At 68.0% G+C, this 19409-nt stretch carries 17 protein-coding genes; 9 read left to right on the top strand and 8 right to left on the bottom strand.

Annotated elements, in window-relative coordinates; genetic code table 11:
- Positions 1–392: 392 nt before the first annotated feature.
- The 6 genes from J2W21_RS06975 to J2W21_RS06950 all read left to right on the top strand — a co-directional run bounded on the left by J2W21_RS06975 (position 393) and on the right by J2W21_RS06950 (position 5755).
- On the top strand, positions 393–1760 hold the full coding sequence (locus J2W21_RS06975; RefSeq protein WP_307113761.1) for an MFS transporter: 1368 nt from the start codon (positions 393–395) through the stop codon (positions 1758–1760).
- A 19-nt stretch (positions 1761–1779) separates the two neighbouring features.
- Positions 1780–3162 (top strand): protoporphyrinogen/coproporphyrinogen oxidase, encoded by a 1383-nt coding sequence (locus tag J2W21_RS06970; RefSeq protein WP_307113760.1) that lies wholly within the window; start codon positions 1780–1782, stop codon positions 3160–3162.
- Positions 3163–3208: 46 nt separating this feature from the next.
- Positions 3209–4102, top strand: a complete 894-nt coding sequence (gene dapA, locus J2W21_RS06965; protein WP_307113759.1) for a 4-hydroxy-tetrahydrodipicolinate synthase — start codon at positions 3209–3211, stop codon at positions 4100–4102.
- A 55-nt stretch (positions 4103–4157) separates the two neighbouring features.
- Positions 4158–4424 carry a hypothetical protein gene (locus J2W21_RS06960; RefSeq protein ID WP_307113758.1) on the top strand — a complete coding sequence of 89 codons (267 nt, stop codon included), beginning with the start codon at positions 4158–4160 and terminating at the stop codon, positions 4422–4424.
- Positions 4417–5316, top strand: a complete 900-nt coding sequence (locus J2W21_RS06955) for a pyrroline-5-carboxylate reductase family protein (RefSeq protein ID WP_307113757.1) — start codon at positions 4417–4419, stop codon at positions 5314–5316. The genes J2W21_RS06960 and J2W21_RS06955 overlap by 8 nt, the downstream gene beginning before the upstream one ends.
- Before the next feature lie 232 nt (positions 5317–5548).
- Entirely contained in the window at positions 5549–5755 is a 207-nt protein-coding gene (locus J2W21_RS06950) for a hypothetical protein (protein WP_307113756.1), read from the top strand.
- A 78-nt stretch (positions 5756–5833) separates the two neighbouring features.
- On the opposite strand, the gene J2W21_RS06945 is transcribed toward J2W21_RS06950, so the two are convergent.
- From J2W21_RS06945 to nrdH, 6 genes are all read right to left on the bottom strand, one after another.
- Entirely contained in the window at positions 5834–7903 is a 2070-nt protein-coding gene (locus J2W21_RS06945; RefSeq protein ID WP_307113755.1) for a KAP family P-loop NTPase fold protein, read from the bottom strand.
- 244 nt (positions 7904–8147) lie between these two features.
- The gene (locus J2W21_RS06940; protein WP_307113754.1) at positions 8148–8579 is read right to left on the bottom strand and encodes a PDDEXK nuclease domain-containing protein; all 432 of its coding nucleotides are present in this window, start codon (positions 8577–8579) and stop codon (positions 8148–8150) included.
- A gap of 536 nt (positions 8580–9115) precedes the next feature.
- Positions 9116–10093: a class 1b ribonucleoside-diphosphate reductase subunit beta gene (gene nrdF / locus J2W21_RS06935; protein ID WP_307113753.1), complete on the bottom strand. Its 978-nt coding sequence runs from the start codon at positions 10091–10093 to the stop codon at positions 9116–9118.
- A 43-nt stretch (positions 10094–10136) separates the two neighbouring features.
- Positions 10137–12257 carry a class 1b ribonucleoside-diphosphate reductase subunit alpha gene (gene nrdE / locus J2W21_RS06930; RefSeq protein WP_307113978.1) on the bottom strand — a complete coding sequence of 707 codons (2121 nt, stop codon included), beginning with the start codon at positions 12255–12257 and terminating at the stop codon, positions 10137–10139.
- A 17-nt stretch (positions 12258–12274) separates the two neighbouring features.
- Positions 12275–12766, bottom strand: coding sequence for a class Ib ribonucleoside-diphosphate reductase assembly flavoprotein NrdI (nrdI, locus tag J2W21_RS06925; protein ID WP_307113752.1), 492 nt, complete (start codon positions 12764–12766; stop codon positions 12275–12277).
- A gap of 55 nt (positions 12767–12821) precedes the next feature.
- Positions 12822–13070: a glutaredoxin-like protein NrdH gene (gene nrdH, locus J2W21_RS06920; protein ID WP_307113751.1), complete on the bottom strand. Its 249-nt coding sequence runs from the start codon at positions 13068–13070 to the stop codon at positions 12822–12824.
- Positions 13071–13437: 367 nt separating this feature from the next.
- On the opposite strand from nrdH, the gene J2W21_RS06915 reads away from it, so the two are divergent.
- The 3 genes from J2W21_RS06915 to J2W21_RS06905 are packed head-to-tail and all read left to right on the top strand — an operon-like array spanning position 13438 to position 15754.
- Complete coding sequence (locus J2W21_RS06915) at positions 13438–14382, top strand: LysR family transcriptional regulator (RefSeq protein ID WP_307113750.1); 945 nt, start codon at positions 13438–13440, stop codon at positions 14380–14382.
- Between the two features lie 10 nt (positions 14383–14392).
- Positions 14393–15208, top strand: a complete 816-nt coding sequence (locus J2W21_RS06910; protein WP_307113749.1) for a DUF72 domain-containing protein — start codon at positions 14393–14395, stop codon at positions 15206–15208.
- Positions 15209–15250: 42 nt separating this feature from the next.
- A complete protein-coding gene (locus J2W21_RS06905) occupies positions 15251–15754 on the top strand; it encodes a DUF2004 domain-containing protein (protein ID WP_307113748.1) in 504 nt (167 codons plus the stop codon).
- A 90-nt stretch (positions 15755–15844) separates the two neighbouring features.
- Here J2W21_RS06905 and metE read toward each other — a convergent pair whose 3' ends face one another.
- Both metE and J2W21_RS06895 read right to left on the bottom strand, forming a co-directional pair.
- Positions 15845–18259, bottom strand: a complete 2415-nt coding sequence (metE, locus tag J2W21_RS06900) for a 5-methyltetrahydropteroyltriglutamate--homocysteine S-methyltransferase (RefSeq protein WP_307113747.1) — start codon at positions 18257–18259, stop codon at positions 15845–15847.
- 32 nt (positions 18260–18291) lie between these two features.
- The gene (locus J2W21_RS06895; RefSeq protein ID WP_307113746.1) at positions 18292–19242 is read right to left on the bottom strand and encodes a methylenetetrahydrofolate reductase; all 951 of its coding nucleotides are present in this window, start codon (positions 19240–19242) and stop codon (positions 18292–18294) included.
- Between the last annotated feature and the right edge of the window lie 167 nt (positions 19243–19409).

Raw genomic sequence — 19409 nt, 5'->3', positions numbered from 1 at the left:
GAGCAATGCCCTTCTCGGCCAGATAGCCCCAGTCCCCAGAGCCCCGTAGAGGCAAAGCGCCGGTCCCCCGTATAGCGGCACGCTGTGGGCCGTCGAGACCCTCCAGACGCGAACCATCCAGGCCGCCAACCTTCGGCCCCGGGCCACTCCACGACGAGGGGCAGGCCGAGATCCCCGCGGGTCCAGCTCCCCGTCCGCCGGCCCCGCGAGGCTCACTTCACAGCGTTTGGATCTTTGATCAAAACCCCTTGCGTGATCTTTGATCTAAACCTACGCTTGTGGTGAGGCGTGGATCACAGCAACAACCTCGGTTGCGAGATCCTGAGCACCAGCTCGACGCCGCTGTCCTTCCTACGACGCCCTCTCGCGGTGCACATCACCAGGAGCTTTCAATGACGAAGAACGCGTTGGACGACGCCCCGCTGTCCACCTTCCACAAGAAGCTTGCCCTGTTCTCCTCGGGCGGCCCGTTCCTCGACGGGTACGTGCTCTCGATCATCGGAGTCGCCCTCGCCCAGCTCACCCCCCAGTGGCACCTGGACGACGTCCAGCAGGGCATGATCGGAGCCTCCTCCCTCGTCGGCATCCTCTTCGGCGGGTTCCTCGGCGGCTGGCTGACCGACAAGTTCGGCCGGAAGGTCCTCTTCACGGTCGACCTCATCGCCATCATCGTCTTCTCGGCCCTGCAGTTCTTCGTGGGCGACTTCGGCTGGCTGTTCATCCTGCGCCTGCTCATCGGCGTGGCCGTCGGAGCCGACTACCCGATCGCCACGTCGCTGCTGGCCGAGTTCTCCCCGCGCAAGTACCGCGGCCCGCTCCTGGGCCTGTTCGTGACGATGTGGTTCGTCGGCGCGGCCGTGGCCTACGTCGTCGGGGAGCTGCTGACCCAGCTCGGCCCCGACGGCTGGCGCTGGATGCTCGCCAGCGCGGCCCTGCCCGCGATCGCCATCGTCCTGGCCCGCATCGGCACCCCGGAGTCCCCGCGCTGGCTCGCCGGCAAGGGCCGCATCGAGGAGGCCAACGCCTCCCTGCAGACCGTCTTCGGCCCCGGCGTCACCGTCGCCGACCTGCCCGACGAGGTCAAGGAGAACTTGGACGTCAAGGCCCTGTTCCGCTCGGGCTACGGCGGCCGGATCGCGTTCGTGACCATCTTCTGGACCGCCTCGATCGTCCCGCTGTTCGCCGTCTACGCGTTCGCCCCGGCCATCCTCGGTGCGCTGCACCTCGACGGGAGCATGGGCCAGATCGGCTCCGCCGTCATCACCATCATGTTCATGGTCGGCTGCATCGTCGCCGTCCTGCTCGTGAACAAGATGGGGCGCCGGCCGCTCATGATCCACAGCTTCCTCTGGTCCGGCATCGCCCTGCTCCTCCTCGGCCTGTTCCCCAGCGCCCCGACCGTGGCGATCATGGCCCTCTTCGCCGGCTACGCCGTGCTCATCGGCGGCACCCAGATCATGCAGTGGGTCTACCCCAACGAGCTCTTCCCCACCGAGATCCGCGGCTCCGCCGTCGGCCTGGCCTCCTCGCTCTCCCGCATCGGCGCCGCCGCCGGCACCTACCTCGTCCCGCTCGCCCTCACCGGCCTCGGCATCGGCACGACCATGATCATCGCCGGCGTCATCACCCTCCTCGGCGCACTTATCTCCCTCGTCTGGGCCCCGGAGACCCGCGGACTCTCCCTCACCGAGAGCGCCGCCCTCGCCACCGCCAAGCCGCGCCGGGTCCACGCCCGCGCCCCCAAGCTCTCCCGCTCCTAGAAGAAAGAAAGCCAAGGACATGAAAGACGCAGTCATCGTCGGTGCCGGACTCGCAGGCCTCTCGGCCGGGTGGCGCCTGCGCCACTGGGACACCCTCCTGCTCGAGGCCGACACGCGGGTAGGCGGCCGCATCCGCTCCGAGCGGCGCGGATCGTACTGGCTGAACTGGGGAGGCCACGTCTTCGCCGGCCCCGGCTCCTCCACCGACTCGCTGCTGAACGAGGTCGGCGTCTCCGCCGTCGAGATCCCCGGGTCCCTCCAGGCCCTCTCCATGAACGGGAAGTTCATCCGCAAGGGGCACATCGCCACCTACCCGTTCCGCATCCCGATGTCCCTCCAGGCCCGCTTCGACACCCTGCGGGCAGGCCTGAAGGTGGTCAGCGGTGTCGCCAAGTACACCGGCGTCGTCCGCAAGCGGCCCGGGGAGTCCGGTGCGCAGCGCCAGCAGCGAATCTACGACTTCGAGAACACCACCTCCTTCCAGGACTTCATCGGCAGCATCGACGAGGACGCCGCGGCCCTGTTCAAGACCACCGTCACCCGATCCGCCGGGGACATGGACCAGATCTCCGCCGGCGCTGGCATCGGCTACTTCAGCCTCGTCCTCGGCTTCGGCCAGGGCCTCAACCGCGGCATCGTCGGCGGCCCCTCAACCCTGACCGAGTCCATCGCCGTGGCCCTCGGAGACCGCATCCAGCTCGGCGCGGCCGTGAACGAGGTCGTCCACCGGAAGAACTCCGTCCTCGTCCGCTACACCCAGGACGGCGTCGACCGCGAGGTCGAGGCCCGCACCGTCATCCTCGCCACCACCGCCGACGTCTCCCACCGGGTCGGGGTCGACCTCCCCGAGGACCTCCGCGACGCCCTCGGCCAGGTCAAGTACGGCCCGCACGTCAGCACCGCCTTCCTCACCAACGAGACCTCGGGCCGCCCCTGGGACGACATCTACGCCATCGCCGCCCCCAAGCGCTCCTTCGCGATCGCCCTGAACCAGGCCAGCATCGTCCGCGGCACCGAGTCCGCGCGCCAGCCCGGCGGCAGCTTCATGACCTTCTCCCCCGCCAGCCTGGGCCGGGCCCTGCTCGAGAAGAGCGAGGATGAGGTCATCGCGACCCACCTCGCCGACCTCGACCAGATCCTCGGCCACGGCTTCGCCGACAGCGTGGTCGAGGCACGCACTGAGCGGTGGAAGGTCGCCTCCCCGTACTGCTTCCCCGGCCGGGCCAAGATCCAGACCACCCTCATGCGCGGCGCCGACCGCGTCTTCCTCGCCGGCGACTTCCTCGGCACCCTCTACACCGAGAGCTCCATCACCTCCGGCTTCTCCGCAGCCCAGGAGGCCGCAAGCCTGCTGGCCACCGGGCGCCAGGGCCGCCCCGCCGCCGTGAAGTCCGTCGCCTGACCCCGCCCGCCCCAGCCTGAACCGCTACGAACCCAAGGACCTCCTCATGACCACCGAACTCCGCGGCGTCCTGACCGCCCTCGCCACCCCCTTCGACGACACCGAGGCGATCGACGTCGCCGCCCTCCGCCGCGTCGTCGACCGCTCCATCGACGCCGGCGTCGACGGCGTCGTCGCCGCCGGCTCCACCGGCGAGGTCGGCGCCCTCTCCTCCGAGGAACGCCTGCTGCTCATCGAGACCGTCATCGACCAGGCCCGCGGCCGGGTCCCGGTCATCGCCCAGACCGGCGCCACCTCCACTGGTGAGGCCATCCGCCTCTCCCAGGCGGCCGAGAAGCTCGGCGCGGACGTTCTCATGCTCATCACCCCGTACTACGAGCCGCTCTCCCTCGAGGAGACCGTCGCCTACATCAAGGACGTGGCACGCTCCGTGAGCATCCCCGTGATGCTCTACAACATCCCCGCCGTCACTGGCGTCAACCTCGACCCGGCCACGGTCCGCGCCCTTGCCGAAGAAGTCGAGAACATCCGCTACATCAAGGACTCCAGCGCCAACTGGGAACAGGCCCTCCAACTGATCCACCACCACAGTGACGTCATCGGCACCTTCATCGGCTGGGACGCCTACCTCTACAGCGCCCTGGTCGAGGGGGCCGCCGGCGTCATGGCCGGCACCGCCAACGTCGTCCCCGACGAGATCGTCACCGTCGCCCGGCGCATCGCCGACGGCGACCTCACGGGCGCGCTGAGCCTGTGGAAGAAGCTCTACCCGGTCATCGACGCCCTGCTCTCCGTCTCCTTCATCCCCGCCGTCAAGGCAGGCCTGGCCCTACAGGGCCTCCCCGCCGGCGTCCCCCGCCGCCCCACCGCCGGCCTCGGCGAGGCGGACCTCGCCCGGCTCGAAGGCGCCCTGAACTCCCTCAAGCAGCCCGTCGGCTGACAGCCCGCGAGGGACCGGATCACGATCGCGCTGCAAAGAACGAAGGACAGACCCGATGGCCCTGCACCCATGCACCGGCTGGTTCGCGCTCGTCGGAGCCAGAGTTGAGATCCGCAACGGAAGCCGCACCGTGCGGGCCGGCACCGTGGAGGACGCTATGCCGGACTCGTCGGTTCTCTGGCTCGCCGCCGAGGGCAACCAGCCCAGAGCACTGTATGAAGCAGCCGAAGGCTATGAGGCATGGACCGAACCCAACGAATCCGAAGGCCCTGACCGGTACCGCTACACCGCGGACAGGCTTTTCCTCGCGGCCCATGGGTGAGTCGCAGGTGAAGCGGCCCGGCGCTGAGGGGCGCGAAGACCCCGTAGACGGCGGGCCGCTGCGCGTGGCCGTCCTCGGAGCGGGCCAGCTGGGGCGCGCGCTTCTGACCGGGCTCACCGGTTCGAACGGCGGACCCAGGATCGAGTTGGCGGCGTCCACCCGCCAGCCCTGCGACCAGGGTCCCGGCGTCCGTGGGATCAGCCTCGAAGAGGATCCCCGCGCCAACAACCACCTCGCCTCGTGGGCGGACATCGTCGTGCTCGCCGTCAAGCCGACCCAGACGATGCCGCTCGTCGAGGACATCGCAGACGATGTCAGGCCCGGCAGCGCAGTCGTGACCCTGGCCATCGGCGTCACAGCGTCTGCCATCCAATCCGCCCTCCCGCCGGACGTCGACGCCGTCCGTGCCATGCCCAACCTCGCCGTCGAAATGCGACGCGCGGTGACGGGCCTGTCCCCCGGCCCAGGGGCACGCGAAGAAGGCATCCGGCGCGTCCGGGAACTGTTCGGTCTCCTCGGCGCCGTCGTCGAGGTTCCCGACGAGCGCCTGGACGTGCTCAGCATGGTCTCCGGCGCCGGCCCGGCCTACGTCTGCTTCCTCATCGAGGAGTTCACGGCCGCGGCGCGCTGCCTCGGCTTCGAGGACGAGACAGCCCGCACACTCGTCGACGAGACATTCCACGGCACCATGGCCCTGCTCGACGCACCAGGGCGCACAGCGTCTTCACTGCTCTCGGAGATCGCCAGCGAGGGCAGCGCCACCGAACGCGCCATTGCCACCTTGGCCCAGAGCACCATCGCGGAGCACACGGAGCAGGCAATGCAGGCAGCCGTTTCCCGGGCAACGGAGCTTGGCGCCTCCATCTCCCGCGGAAGGCCCCCGGCGAGGTGATCTTGCCAGTCCCTACTTCTCTTTTCGGTCGGCGAATGCTTGCACGCGCACCGCAACTCCTTCCGAAACCGCGCGACCTTCGGCGGCAGCCCCCCGCGCCTGAAGAGTCTCAGAATTGTAGAGGTTTCCGAGACGTTCAGCAGGGCAGGTCTCTCTCTGCCTTCAATCCCACCGCTTCGCCATCTGCAGGAACCCCGCCGGGTTCACCGACGACCTCATCCCCACGGGCTTCGTGTCCCCCCGTACCCGGGAGCGTCGTCCCCACCATAACTACAAGGACCAGAACGGGCACCCGCTCGCGTCGGACCCAGACCTGTTGGGCCGCTTCGGCCACTACATCGCGCATCTGGCCGAATGCGTCGTTGACAACACCGTCGCCGTCATCCCGGGAGGACCGGAGACCTGCGCCCGGCTCGGAATGGCCGCCCTCGAGAAATAGCCCAAACTCTTTGCCTCCTCGACCGCCGGAGTCGGTCCGACGGGCACATGAGAGCACAAGGTTCTCCGCGTCGTGCGCCTATTCCGGCCACTCCGGCGGGTGCCATCCAGACAGATACTTCTCTGCAAGTGCGAAGAGCTCGGTTTCGGCGTCGGCCTGGCGGAACGAAGCGACGCTTTCCCTAAGTTGGTCCTCCCCGATTACTCTCACGAGCGCATCCCACGCAAGTTCCGGCTCGATGTCCGCGTGCCGCGAACCCATTGCCTGCGTTCGACGGTAGGACTTAGCTGAAACCAGAAGATCCCGTACGAACTCTGGATTGCCTGAGACATTGACGGGACTGGCTTCTCCGTCCCTGGACGTGGCAAAAAGATACACACGAAGCAGGTCCCATTCCTGGCCGGAGTCAGTGGGCAGGACTGATCGGGCTTCATCGACAAGTTGGCCCTCCAGTTCCGCCGCGACGGGCTCACTGATGAGCCGTGATCCGCTGCCTTCGATGTGGCCGATCGAGCGGATAAGGAGAAACCGAGACGAATAGCTGTGCACATTGGCGAGAATGCGGCGCACAATAGTCTCGCGTTCGCTCTCGTCCTCAATGCGCCGCAGCATTCTCACCACGACCCGCACGACGGTGAGGTCAGGCCGACTGATCCCGAAGACCCCTTGATTCGGCCGATGGGGTAGCTTCGGTATTCGATTAAGGAGGACGACAGCGGATGGCACGATGGCTTCCAGAGGGAACTCCCCTTCGTACGCCTCGAGCGCACCAATTGTATCCTCGACATTTTCATCGGGGATTGAATCAAGGAATTCGTCGAGTTCCGAAGCCTCGGTCATCAAAGTGAAGGCGTGCTCCGCCGAACGGAACGAGGCCAATTCTGCTGGAGCGACGCGATCCAAGTAGAGCGAGAAAAAGTCGGCATGTGCGACCCTATGCTGGCGGCGCCACTGGCTCAATGAACCCGGGCCATACGAGTAGTTCTCAAAGAGGCGCTGGGCGGCCGGGAACAGTCGTCTGATGACGTTCTTGACGAACTCAGCGTCCCCGGACTTCTCAAGTACCTCCTCCATCCTGGCCTTGTGCTGCCTGAGCAGCAGGTCCGTGAATGATCCAATGTTGGTGAGCAACGCTCGTACTGACTGGAAGTCCGCAAAGATCTCGGGCCGGAAGATTCGTATGGCTTCCAGCGCGATGACGTCAACGAGCTCGACGTCCTGGTGCAGCGCATTGATCGTCGGCTTGGCAGAGAGGGCGAGCCTGGACACGTCCCGCATGTTGGACATCAGTGGTTCCACGAGCTCGAAGTAGATGTCGGCCCATCGCGTGGAGTCGAAGAGAGAGCCTTCGAGGCCTTCGAGAATTCTGTCGAGCTCCGCGAAGACTTTCGAACGTAGCAGGGTATCGGGGACAGCAGGAAGATCGAAGGCCAATTGGATGATCTTCTCCAGGTATGCCCGCCCAGGCACACCGTCTTCGTCGAGGGCTGCTTCGACGCGATGGCGATCGAACGCGAGCACATAGATCAGGTTGGGAAAGCTGGCCGTGAGGCGCACGAGCTTGAAGATGTCGCGGATCTCAGGGGTTGTAAGTCGGTCGATGTCATCGACTACGACCACGATTGGATGGTCAACTTGTTCGAGTGCGTCTGCCACCTTGGTTCGCTTGGACGTTGCGCTGGCGCGCTTCTTGCGGATGCTGTTGGCCGATTGAAACGCCTTGACCGAACGATCCCACCAGGAGCCGAAGCCCGGGATGAGGGCCAACGGGCTCAGGACCGTGCTGTACTCGTCGATGCGATCTGCGATCGCGCCGAAACGGCCGCCGTCTTTGAGTCGAAGCTGGGACGACAACTCAGCGAAGAAGAAGTCCGTGAGCTGTTGTGTTCCAGAAAAGAGCCAAGGGTTGAAGTCGACGACAGTAAGGGCGGGATCCGCCGCAAACTCTTCCCTCATCAGGTTGACAAAGGAACTCTTGCCGAAGCCCCAAGGCCCGAGGACGCCGACTACGACGCCCTGATCAGTGCTGAGTGATCGCAGGCTCTTGGCGAAATCATGTGCCAACGGAGCGCGCTGGAGTGAGTCCTCTTCGGACGTGGTGATCGGGTAGTCGACCGGCGGTCGCAGTTCGTCGAGATCCTCTGCCATAACGCCCCCTAGTCCACGTCTGGTTCACCGTCGCTTGCAGCCCAGGGGAGGTAGTCCCTTGGGCCGTTGTCGCACGCCTGCCCGAGTCTACGACCCCGGACCGCAGAGACTCATCGATCAGGCCGCTCCGGCGCTTTGCGTTTCGCGGCTTCGGACGAGCCAAATGAGTGCAGCGTTTGTATCACTGACCGATACAAACGCTGCAGGCGGCATCCCGCACAACAAACTCTCGCCCCTACGTCAGTTACGTGGCAGACAGACGACAGGCTGGGCCTCGCTGGACAACTACGGACCTCGTCATTGCGTAGCTGTAGACAAGGAACAGCAGCAGTTCGATGAAGTAGTCCTCGTCCCCCTCGATGCTCAGCCGGTACTGGCGCCTGAGGAACGCGAACCCTGGCCCGAACTCGGCCAGGGTCTGCGACATCCGCAGCGTCATCGCCTCCTCCATGGCCAGCTCGTCCGCCTCCTCGGTCATGCCCAGGAAGTCCAACACCAGCGGGTCCTTGGCGACCTCCCGGGCCAGATCCGTCCCCTCGCCCGGAAGGCATGCCTCGAGGTTGTTTGGCGCGGCGCCGGCCCGGGTGCGGAGGCCGGTGAGGATGTGGTGCTCCAGCACGACGACGGACCAGCCGTACTGGACCGCCTTGGTCGAACGGTTCTTCAGGATCAGCATGGCTTCAGACACTGGCAAGGGCGAGCAAGACGGTGCAATGGGGTGGAAGGTCCTGTCCTCAGATCCGACTCCACGGAGGTCACCGCCCGGCTTCGCTGCAGGATTGAGCACGCGAGCCAATGACCTTCTGGACAAAGTCCAGAGCCGCCACGTGCCGACGAAGACGCCTCCGGAAACGGTGAGGAAGATCGTGAAGGCCCGCTGTTGCCGGTGCGCCGGTCCTGAGCAGGACACGCCAGGCTAGGTCGATGCTCGACGGCCCGACGGCCTATCTGCCAGAACTTGCAGATAGGCCGTCGTTTCCGGCAGATAGATGCCCAGACTTGCAGCTAGACCTCTATCTCACAGCGCCACTTCCGAAATGGGTCGGGACGTTCATGGTCAGACTGACGATTAGCACGTGGATCTCAGGGCCCTACTTCCAAACAAGGCCGACACGGCAGGTGCCAACTAGCATGTCGCTGCTGCCACCTGCCGCAGTCCTGTGCCAACTAACTCGTCAGCTATGCCAACTAGCGTGTCATCTCACAACCAACTCAGAACTCCCAGTCCTCGTCCTCCGTGTTGACGGCCTTGCCGATCACGTAGCTCGAGCCCGAGCCGGAGAAGAAGTCGTGGTTCTCGTCCGCGTTCGGGGAGAGCGCCGAGAGGATCGCCGGGTTCACGTCCGTGACCGATGACGGGAACATGGCCTCGTAGCCGAGGTTCATGAGCGCCTTGTTGGCGTTGTAGTGCAGGAACTTCTTCACGTCCTCGGCCAGGCCCACCGGGTCGTAGAGGTCGTGGGTGTACTGGACCTCGTTCTCGTACAGCTCGAAGAGCAGCTCGAACGTGTAGTCCTTGATCTCCTGGCGCTTCTCCTCCGAGACCTTCTCGAGGCCCTTCTGGAACTTGTAGCCGATGTAGTAGCCGTGCACGGCCTCGTCGCGGATGATGAGGCGGATGAGGTCGGCCGTGTTCGTCAGCTTCGCGCGCGAGGACCAGTACATCGGCAGGTAGAAGCCCGAGTAGAACAGGAAGCTCTCGAGCAGGGTCGAGGCGACCTTGCGCTTGAGCGGCTCGTCGCCCCGGTAGTAGTCCATGACGATGTGCGCCTTGCGCTGGAGGTTCTCGTTCTCCAGGCTCCAGCGGAACGCGTCGTCGATCTCCTTGGTCGAGCACAGGGTCGAGAAGATCGACGAGTAGCTCTTGGCGTGGACCGACTCCATGAACGCGATGTTCGTGTAGACGGCTTCCTCGTGCGGGGTGACCGCATCGGGGATGAGCGAGACGGCGCCGACGGTGCCCTGGATCGTGTCGAGGAGGGTGAGGCCCGTGAACACGCGCATCGTGAGCTGCTGCTCCTGCGGGGTCAGGGTCGCCCACGACGGCACGTCGTTGGAGAGCGGCACCTTCTCGGGCAGCCAGAAGTTGTTCACGAGGCGGTTCCACACCTCGACGTCCTTCTCGTCCTGGATGCGGTTCCAGTTGATCGCCTGGACGTGGTCGAGGAGCTTGAGCTTCTCGGGGGTCATCGCTGGTCCTTTCGAGCGGATCCGAACAGAGGGGGTGCCACCACTAGAGCATGCAGCTGACGCAACCCTCCACCTCCGTGCCCTCGAGCGCGAGCTGGCGGATGCGGATGTAGTAGAGCGTCTTGATCCCCTTGCGCCACGCGTAGATCTGGGCCTTGTTGATGTCCCGCGTCGTCGCCGTGTCCTTGAAGAACAGCGTGAGCGAGAGGCCCTGGTCCACGTGCTGCGTCGCGGCCGCGTAGGTGTCGATGATCTTCTCGTAGCCGATCTCGTACGCGTCCTGGTAGTAGTCGAGGTTCTCGTTCGTCAGGTAGGGGGCCGGGTAGTACACGCGGCCGATCTTGCCTTCCTTGCGGATCTCGATCTTGGAGGCCACCGGGTGGATCGACGAGGTCGAGTTGTTGATGTAGCTGATCGACCCCGTCGGCGGCACGGCCTGGAGGTTCTGGTTGTAGATGCCGTGCTCCATGACGTCCGCCTTGAGCGCGCACCAGTCGTCCTGGGTGGGGATGTGGACCTTGGCGAACAGCTCCTTGACCTTCTCGGTCTGGGGGACCCACTCCTGCTCGGTGTACTTGTCGAAGAACTCGCCCGAGGCGTACTTCGAGTTCTCGAAGCCGCCGAACGCCTGCCCATGCTCCTTCGCGAGCAGGTTCGAGGCCCGCAGCGCGTGGAACAGCACCGTGTAGAAGTAGATGTTCGTGAAGTCCAGGCCCTCCTCGGAGCCGTAGTGGACCCGCTCCCGGGCGAGGTAGCCGTGCAGGTTCATCTGCCCGAGCCCGATCGCGTGGGACTTCGCGTTGCCCTCGGCGACCGAGGGGACCGACTGGATGTAGCTCATGTCGGACACGGCCGAGAGGGCGCGGATCGCCGTCTCGATGGAGCGGCCGAAGTCCTCGGAGTCCATCGTCTTGGCGATGTTCATCGAGCCGAGGTTGCAGGAGATGTCCTTGCCCACCGCGGCGTAGGTGAGGTCCTCGTTGTACTCGCTGGGCGTCGAGACCTGCAGGATCTCCGAGCACAGGTTGCTCATGGTGACCTTGCCGGCGATCGGGTTGGCCCGGTTCACCGTGTCCTCGAACATGATGTACGGGTAGCCCGACTCGAACTGGATCTCGGCGAGGGTCTGGAAGAACTCGCGGGCGTTGATCTTGGTCTTCTTGATCCGGGCGTCGTCGACCATCTCGTAGTACTTCTCCGTGACGGAGATGTCCGAGAACGGCTTGCCGTACACGCGCTGGACGTCGTACGGCGAGAACAGGTACATGTCCTCGTTCTTCTTGGCCAGCTCGAACGTGATGTCCGGGATCACGACGCCGAGGGAGAGGGTCTTGATGCGGATCTTCTCGTCCGCGTTCTCCCGCTTCGTGTCGAGGAACCGGTAGATGTCCGGGTGGTGGGCGTGCAGGTACACCGCGCCGGCGCCCTGGCGCGCACCGAGCTGGTTGGCGTAGGAGAAGGAGTCCTCGAGCAGCTTCATGACCGGGATGACACCGGAGGACTGGTTCTCGATCTGCTTGATCGGCGCCCCGTGCTCGCGGATGTTGGTCAGCGAGAGGGCGACGCCGCCGCCGCGCTTGGAGAGCTGAAGGGCGGAGTTGATCCCGCGCGCGATCGACTCCATGTTGTCCTCGATGCGGAGCAGGAAGCAGGAGACGAGCTCGCCGCGCTGCTTCTTGCCCGCGTTGAGGAACGTCGGGGTCGCTGGCTGGAAGCGCCCGGCGATGATCTCGTCGACGAGCTGGGTCGCGAGCTGCTCGTCGCCGCGGGCGAGGTGGAGTGCCACCATGCACACGCGGTCCTCGTAGCGCTCGAGGTAGCGCTTGCCGTCGAACGTCTTGAGCGTGTAGGAGGTGTAGAACTTGAACGCGCCGAGGAACGTCTCGAAGCGGAACTTCTTCTTGTACGCGCGGCCGAACAGCTCGCGGACGAAGTTCATCGTGTACTGGTCGAGGGTCTCGCGCTCGTAGTAGTCCTTCTTGATGAGGTACTCGAGCTTCTCGTCCAGGTCGTGGAAGAAGACCGTGTTGGTGTTGACGTGGTCCAGGAAGTACTGGCGCGCCGCGTACCGGTCGGCCTCGAACTGGATCCTCCCGTCTTCGCCGTACAGGTTCAGCATGGCGTTGAGCTCGTGGTAGCCCAGGCCCTTGTACCGGGCGGGCAGCTCCTTGGGGTCTGCCGTCACGGCGACTGCTGGCTCTGCGAGAGTCGTGTCCAAAATGCGTCCAATCCTTCGGTGACCCGGGCCACGTCGTCGGGCGTGCCCATGAGTTCGAATCGGTAGAGGTGGGGGACGTGGCACTTGGCGGCGACGATGTCGCCCGCGGCGCAGTAGTTGTCCCCGAAGTTCGTGTTGCCCGCGCTGATGACGCCCCGGATCAGGGCCCTGTTGTGCGGGTCGTTGAGGAATCTGATGACCTGCTTGGGCACCGACCCCGCTCCCCCGGTCCCGCCGTACGTCGGGACCACCAGGACGAACGGCGCCGTGGCCTGCAGGGCCGCGTCACCCTGGTGGAGCGGGATCCGCGCGGCATCCAGGCCGAGCTTGTCGATGAACCGGCGGGTGTTCCCCGAGACGGAGGAGAAGTAGATGAGTCGTGCCGACGTGGGCCGCGGTCCGGAGTCCGAACCCGTGGCCCCGGCGTCGGCCGCGGCGAGGACCTGGGAGGTCATCTCAGCGCACTCCCTCGTTGGGACGGCGGAGCCGGGGCCTGCCCGACGCCGAGGATCAGGCCACCGAGGCTGCCGAGCCGGCCTCGGCGATCGCGGCGATCTTGTCCGGGCGGAAGCCGGACCAGTGGTCGGCGTCCGTGACGACGACCGGCGCCTGCATGTACCCCATGGCCTTGAGGCGCTCGAGGGCCTCCGGGTCCTGGGTGACATCGACGCTCTGGTAGGCGATGCCCTTCTTGTCGAGGGCGCGGTAGGTCGCGTTGCACTGCACGCAGGCCGGCTTCGTGTAGACCGTGACGTTCATGAATCCTTACCCCATTCTCCAAAGCTTCCCCAGCCGAGGCATTCGCCGCTGCCGCACCGACGGCCGCCCTGACAGCCCTGTGATCCAGTCCTGCGCACCTCGGTGCCCTCGATACTACATGTAGTGCAAGCCGCTGCCGAGGACCCCAAGATGTTGTCTTACAAGTATGTCATTCCTCACGCCGTGAGTCCACACTCGGCCCACATTTAATGCACCGCCGGATGCCCGGATTCCCGCCGTTCGGGGGCCCGCGTCCACAGGCTGTGGATGCCCGGTTCCCACACCCGGGCAGAGGTGCGTGTCGTGCATCTCACGGCGTGTCGCGGTGTGTCGTAGGCTGGGCGGGTCGAGGCCGGAAGGAGCCGACATGGTCAACCCTGTGCACCTGACGACCCTCATCGAAGTGGTCCGCCTCGGCTCGTTCGCCTCGGCCGCCGCCCAGCTGGGGTACACGCCGTCGGCCGTGTCGCAGCAGATGGCCGCGCTCGAGCGCGAGACCGGCGTCGAGCTCTTCCGGCGCACGCCGCGCAGCATCGTCCCGACCGAGGCCGCCCTGGTGATGATCCGCCACGCGGAGAAGGTCCTCACGGACATCGACGCGCTCAAGGCGGCGACGGCCCGCGCCGCCGACGCGGCAGGCCGCGAGCTCCGGCTCGGCATCTTCCCGAGCCTCGCCACCTACGTGCTCCCCCGGGTGCTCAGCGGGGAGCGGTGGCGCCGGCTCGGGCTCGACCTGCACGTGTCCGTGGCCGAGCCTGGCGACACCATCCGCCGGCTCGCCTCGGGCGGAGGGCTCGACGTCGTCCTCGTCTACCAGGTGGGCCAGAGCGGCCTCGCCTGGCCGCACACCGCCGAGCGCCTCTGGATCGGCGACGACCCGTTCCACGTGGTGCTGCCGCAGTCCTGGGGCATCGCCGACGGCGCCCGGGTCACCGCGGACCAGCTGGGCGGCATGCCGTGGATCGTCCACCACCCGGGGACGTCCGACGCGACCGTGATCGACCGGCTCTTCGCCGGCTGCGGCCTCGCCCCGCGGGTGGTGGCCTACAGCGACGACTTCAACGCGAGCCTCGGGCTGGCCTCGGCGGGCCTGGGTGCGGCCCTCGTCCCCGAGCTCGCGCTCCAGGCCGAGCCCGAGGGGGTCGTGCTCGTCGACGTGCCGGAGATCCGGCTCGCGCGGAACATCTTCGCCCTGCGCCCGCACGCCGCCGCGGACTCCGCCACGCGGCTCTTCCTCGACCTCGTCGCCGAGTCGCTCGCGGCGCTGCCCGTCCGCGCCGCGCGGGCAGGGCGCGGGACCGCGGCGGGGTAGCGTGTCCGGCATGGCCCGTGCGTTCATCGGCACTTCCGGCTGGCGGTACGCCAGCTGGCGCGGCGACTTCTACCCGAAGGGGCTGCGGCAGGCGGACGAGCTCGCCTACCTGGCCCAGCGGCTGACCTCCGCCGAGCTCAACGGCTCGTTCTACTCCCTCCAGCGGCCGTCCTCCTACGAGGCGTGGAAGGCCGCCGTCCCCGAGGGGTTCGTGTTCGCCGTCAAGGGCAGCCGCTACATCACCCACATGCTGCAGCTGCGCGGCATCGAGACGGCGCTCGCGAACTTCCTCGCCTCCGGCGTCCTCGCGCTCGGCGACACCCTCGGGCCCGTCCTGTGGCAGCTTCCGGCGCGGATGGCGTACGACGCCGGGCGGCTGGCCGAGTTCTTCGACCTCCTTCCGCGCACCACGGCCGACGCCGCGGCCCTCGCCGCCCGCCACGACGCCAAGGTCCCCGACGACCGGGCCCTGGTCCAGGCAGCGGTGGACCGGCCGATCCTGCACGCCGTCGAGCCCCGGCACGAGAGCTTCGCCAGCGCCGAGGCCCGGGACCTCTTCGCGCGGGAGGGCATCTGCATGGTCGCCTCCGACAGCGCGGGGACGTGGCCCGAGGTCGACGCCGACACCTCCGGGATCCGGTACGCGCGGCTGCACGGCGAGGTGAGGCTCTACGGGGGCGGCTACTCCGAGGCGTCGCTGGACCGCTGGGCGGGTCGGGTCCAGGAGTGGCTGGCCGCCGGGCGCGACGCGTACGTCTACTTCGACAACGATGCCGACGGCCGGGCCCCGCACGACGCGGCGGCACTGCTCGCGCGGCTCAGCTGACGATGCTGGCCCGCCGCGCCGGTGCGGGCTTATCGTTCTGTCATGGAGACGGCAGTGAGCCAGCACTTCGGAGAGATCGCCCTCGCGCCCAGCGGCGGGAGGGCCGTGGCCGGCAGGTTCACGCTCGACGGCGTCCCCGTCGAGCTCGACCTCAACATCACCGGCCAGGAGCGGCTGGACGAGGCCGCGCTGCACAAGGTCGACTACCGGCTCCGCTTCCTCCCCGAACTCGTCGAGTCGGTCCGGGAGCTGGTCGGCCAGCAGCTCGAGGACGAAGACAGCGCCGCGGAGCAGTACCGGCGGTTCCACTGCCAGAACCTCGCAGACGGGGAAGTCAGGTCCGTCTTCGGCGTCGACCGCCCCCAGGACATCACTGACGAGGTGTTCCTCAAGGCCCTCCGGCTCGCCCACGTGGGCATCTACCCAGCCCAGCCCGAGCGGTACTTCGTGCTCGACTTCACCCTCGGCGAGCACTTCACGGACGAGGTGCTCGTCGTCGCGGCCGACTCCGACGGCATGGTCGACGACGAGGTGCTCTGGGACTGAGCCGGAACCGAGCGGCCCCGGGACCGTCGTGGCACCGGGCGCCGCGGGGCCCCTCGCGCACGAGGGGCCCCGCGGCGCGTCCGGGTCCTATCAGGCGGTCGCGGCGACGTCCGAGAGCGCGGCCCGGGCGGCCTTCGCGGCCCCGACGAGGTTCCGCAGCGAGGCCTCGGTCTCGCGGTAGCCGCGGGTCTTCAGGCCGCAGTCCGGGTTGACCCACAGCTGGCGGGCCGGCACATGCTCGACCGCGCGGGCCAGCAGCTCCTCGATCTCCTCCTGGCTGGGCACGCGCGGCGAGTGGATGTCGTAGACCCCGGGGCCGACGCCGCGGCCGAACCCGTGCGCCTCGAGGTCGGTGACGACCTCCATGCGGGAGCGGGCGGCCTCGATCGAGGTCACGTCGGCGTCGAGGCCATCGATCGCATCGATGATGACGCCGAACTCCGAGTAGCACAGGTGCGTGTGGACCTGGGTCGCGTCGGCCGCGCCGCCCGTGGCGAGCCGGAAGGCCCTGACGGACCAGTCCAGGTAGGCGGGGCGGTCGGCGGCACGCAGCGGCAGGAGCTCGCGGAGGGCCGGCTCGTCGACTTGGATGATGCGGATGCCGGCGTCCTCGAGGTCGGCGATCTCGTCGCGGAGGGCGAGGGCCACCTGGTCGGCGGTCTCCGCGAGCGGCTGGTCATCGCGCACGAAGGACCACGCCAGGATCGTGACGGGACCGGTGAGCATACCCTTGACGGGCTTCTCCGTGAGGGACTGGGCGTACGCCGCCCACGGGACGGTGATGGGCGCGGCGCTGTCCGCGTCGCCCCAGAGGATGGACGGGCCCGCCTGCCGGGAGACGTCGCCCCACAGGATCGAGGGGCGCGTGCAGCGGGAGCCGTAGGACTGCACCCAGCCGTGGACCGTGACGTCGAACCCGTCGAGGTGCTCGGCGAAGTACTGGACCATGTCGTTGCGCTCGGGCTCGCCGTGGACGAGCACGTCGAAGCCGAGCTCCTCCTGCAGGTCGATGACGCGGGCGATCTCGTCCTTCATGAGGCGCTCGTACTCCGCCTCGTCGATCGCGCCCTTGTTCAGGCGCGCCCGGGCGCCGCGGACCTCGGCCGTCTGGGGGAAGGAGCCGATCGTGGTCGTCGGCAGCGGCGGGAGGTCGAGCACGGCCTCCTGCGCCTGTGCGCGGACGCTGAAGGCCGAACGGGAGAAGTCCTCGGCGGTGAGGGCCGCGGTGCGCTCGCGGACCTCGGGGCGGCGCACGCCGGGCGCCTCGGCGCGGGTGGCGAGGACGCGGGAGGACTCGGCCAGGGCCGCGTCCTGCGAGCCGGGCTCCGCGAGGTGGGCGGCGAGGGTCACGACCTCGCGCACCTTCTGGTCGGCGAAGGCGAGCCAGCTGCGCAGCTGCGGGTCGAGCTGGGTCTCCTCCTCGGCGTCGTGCGGGACGTGGAACGTCGAGGTGGACGTGGCGACGGCCACGTCGAACCCGTGGCGGGCGCCCGCAGCACGCAGCGCGTCGAGCTTCGCTGCGGAGGCGGCGAGGTCGTTGCGCCAGATGTTGTGCCCGTCCACGACGCCGGCAACGAGCGTCTTGCCGGCGAACCGGGCGAGCTCGGCGTCGGCCGGCAGCGCGCCCTTGAAGAGGTCGAGGGCCACGGCCTCGACGCCGGTCGCGGCCACGGCGGCGGACTGCTCGCCGAGGCCGCCGTACGGGGCGGAGAGGAGGATGGCCGGGCGGCCCGAACCGGCGGCGGGCGCCGTGAGGGCGGCGTAGGCGCGCGCGACGGCGTCGCCCACCTCGGCGGCCGACGTGCCCCCGGGAAGGTCGAGGTCCGCGACCAGGGCCGGCTCGTCGAGCTGGACCCACGGCGCCCCGGCGGCGGCGAGCCGGCCCAGAAGCTCGGTGTAGACGGGGAGGATGTCCTCGAGGCGGGACAGCGGCGCGAAGTCGGCCGGCGCGCCGTCGGACGCCTTCGACAGCGCGAGGAAGGTGACGGGCCCGACGAGGTACGGCCTGGTCACGGTCCCGTGGGCGCGGGCGAGGGAGAACTCCTCAACGATGCGGTCCGAGGAGAGCGAGAACTCGGTCTCGGGGCCGATCTCCGGCACGAGGTAGTGGTAGTTGGTGTCGAACCACTTGGTCATCTCGAGCGGCTGCTGCTCGGCGGTGCCGCGGGCAAGCGTGAAGTAGGCGTCGAGGCCGAGCCGGCCGGCGCCGTCGTGCAGCGCGCCGAAGCGGGCCGGGACCGCGCCCAGCGCCACGAGCGTGTCCAGGACCTGGTCGTAGAAGGAGAACGTGCCGGGGACGGCGGCGGCCTCGCTGAGGCCGAGCTCGGCGAGGCGGCCCGCGGTGGCGAGCTGGAGCGCCTCGGCCGCGGACTCGAGCTCCGCGAGGGAGCTGGTCCCGCCCCAGTACGCCTCGACGGCCTTCTTGAGCTCGCGGCGGCGGCCGATGCGCGGGTAGCCGAGGACGGTGGCGGACGGGAACTGGGCAGGGGTGTGCTGGGCAGTCATGATGGAGTCCTTGTGGTGGTGAGGTCAGGGGGTCAGACGGCAGCCCGGTGGCGGGCCGCGAGCAGCGGCCGGCTGGGCCGCGGGAGGTCGAGCCGGGCGAGGACGTCCAGCGCCGCGCCGTGCTCGTTGAAGGTGTAGAGGTGCAGGCCCGGCGCGCCGGCCGCGAGCGCGGCCTCGGCGAGCTGGACGCTCGCCTCGGTGCCGATCCGGCGCACGGCCACCGCGTCGCCGCCGGCGGCGCGGAGCCTGTCCACGAGCGCGGGGTCGGGCGCGACGCCGGAGAGCTGGGCGAGCTTCTCCACCCGGCGCAGGCTCGTGAAGGGCATGATCCCCGGGATGATGGGGATCGTCACCCCCGCGCGCCGTGCACGGTGCACGAGCGAGGCGTACTGCTCGGCATGGAAGAACACCTGCGTGATGGCGAAGTCCGCCCCGGAGCGCTGCTTGGCCAGGAGCACCTCGATGTCGTGGACCTCGCTGGGCGATTCGGGGTGCCGGGTGGGATAGGCCGCCACCCCGATGGCCACCTTGCCCGCCGCGAACTGCGCGCACCGGCGGCCCTCGGCCCGCCGGATCAGCTCGATGAGGTCCTGGGCGTAGCGCAGCGCGCCGCGCGGGAGCAGGCCGTCCCGGGGAGCGTCCCCGCGCAGGGCGAGGATCCCGCGGACGCCGCGGTCCAGCAGCTCGTTGACGACGCCCGTGAGCTCCTCGGGCGTTCCGCCCACGCAGGTGAGGTGGGCGAGCGGGCGCAGGGTCGTCTCGAGCTGGAGGCGGTCCACGAGCTCGAGGGCGGTGTCGTGGTTGGAACCGCTCGCGCCGTAGGTCACCGAGACGTAGTCAGGGTCGGTGGCCTCGAGCTCGCGGATGGTGGTCCACAGTGTCTGCGAGGCCGCGGGGCTCCTCGGCGGGAACAGCTCGTAGGAGAGGGCGATGGGCGCGGGTGCGGCCGCGCCGGGTACGTCGATGAAGGTCGGTGGTGACATCTGCATCCTTGGGTGTCCGGTCTGCACTGGCGCGCCGGAGCACGGCGCATCGCCAGGGCAGTGTTCTTCAGGGATCGCAGGGGGTGTCCGCTCCTGTGGCGCCGCCGCGGCTGGCGCTGTACAACCAGGAGTGGCCCCTGCGGCAAATGTCAGGCCCACACGGGGGC

Source organism: Sinomonas atrocyanea, from assembly GCF_030811715.1.
GTDB lineage: Bacteria > Actinomycetota > Actinomycetes > Actinomycetales > Micrococcaceae > Sinomonas > Sinomonas atrocyanea_A.
This window is presented reverse-complemented; position numbering and strand designations above follow the sequence as displayed.

Coding starts and splice junctions, on each gene's coding strand:
- J2W21_RS06975 (WP_307113761.1), top strand. CDS start 393: ATGACGAAGAACGCGTTGGACGACGCCCCGCTGTCCACCTTCCACAAG.
- J2W21_RS06970 (WP_307113760.1), top strand. CDS start 1,780: ATGAAAGACGCAGTCATCGTCGGTGCCGGACTCGCAGGCCTCTCGGCC.
- dapA (WP_307113759.1), top strand. CDS start 3,209: ATGACCACCGAACTCCGCGGCGTCCTGACCGCCCTCGCCACCCCCTTC.
- J2W21_RS06960 (WP_307113758.1), top strand. CDS start 4,158: ATGGCCCTGCACCCATGCACCGGCTGGTTCGCGCTCGTCGGAGCCAGA.
- J2W21_RS06955 (WP_307113757.1), top strand. CDS start 4,417: ATGGGTGAGTCGCAGGTGAAGCGGCCCGGCGCTGAGGGGCGCGAAGAC.
- J2W21_RS06945 (WP_307113755.1), bottom strand. CDS start 7,903: ATGGCAGAGGATCTCGACGAACTGCGACCGCCGGTCGACTACCCGATC.
- J2W21_RS06940 (WP_307113754.1), bottom strand. CDS start 8,579: ATGCTGATCCTGAAGAACCGTTCGACCAAGGCGGTCCAGTACGGCTGG.
- nrdF (WP_307113753.1), bottom strand. CDS start 10,093: ATGACCCCCGAGAAGCTCAAGCTCCTCGACCACGTCCAGGCGATCAAC.
- nrdI (WP_307113752.1), bottom strand. CDS start 12,766: ATGACCTCCCAGGTCCTCGCCGCGGCCGACGCCGGGGCCACGGGTTCG.
- nrdH (WP_307113751.1), bottom strand. CDS start 13,070: ATGAACGTCACGGTCTACACGAAGCCGGCCTGCGTGCAGTGCAACGCG.
- J2W21_RS06915 (WP_307113750.1), top strand. CDS start 13,438: ATGGTCAACCCTGTGCACCTGACGACCCTCATCGAAGTGGTCCGCCTC.
- J2W21_RS06910 (WP_307113749.1), top strand. CDS start 14,393: ATGGCCCGTGCGTTCATCGGCACTTCCGGCTGGCGGTACGCCAGCTGG.
- J2W21_RS06905 (WP_307113748.1), top strand. CDS start 15,251: ATGGAGACGGCAGTGAGCCAGCACTTCGGAGAGATCGCCCTCGCGCCC.
- metE (WP_307113747.1), bottom strand. CDS start 18,259: ATGACTGCCCAGCACACCCCTGCCCAGTTCCCGTCCGCCACCGTCCTC.
- J2W21_RS06895 (WP_307113746.1), bottom strand. CDS start 19,242: ATGTCACCACCGACCTTCATCGACGTACCCGGCGCGGCCGCACCCGCG.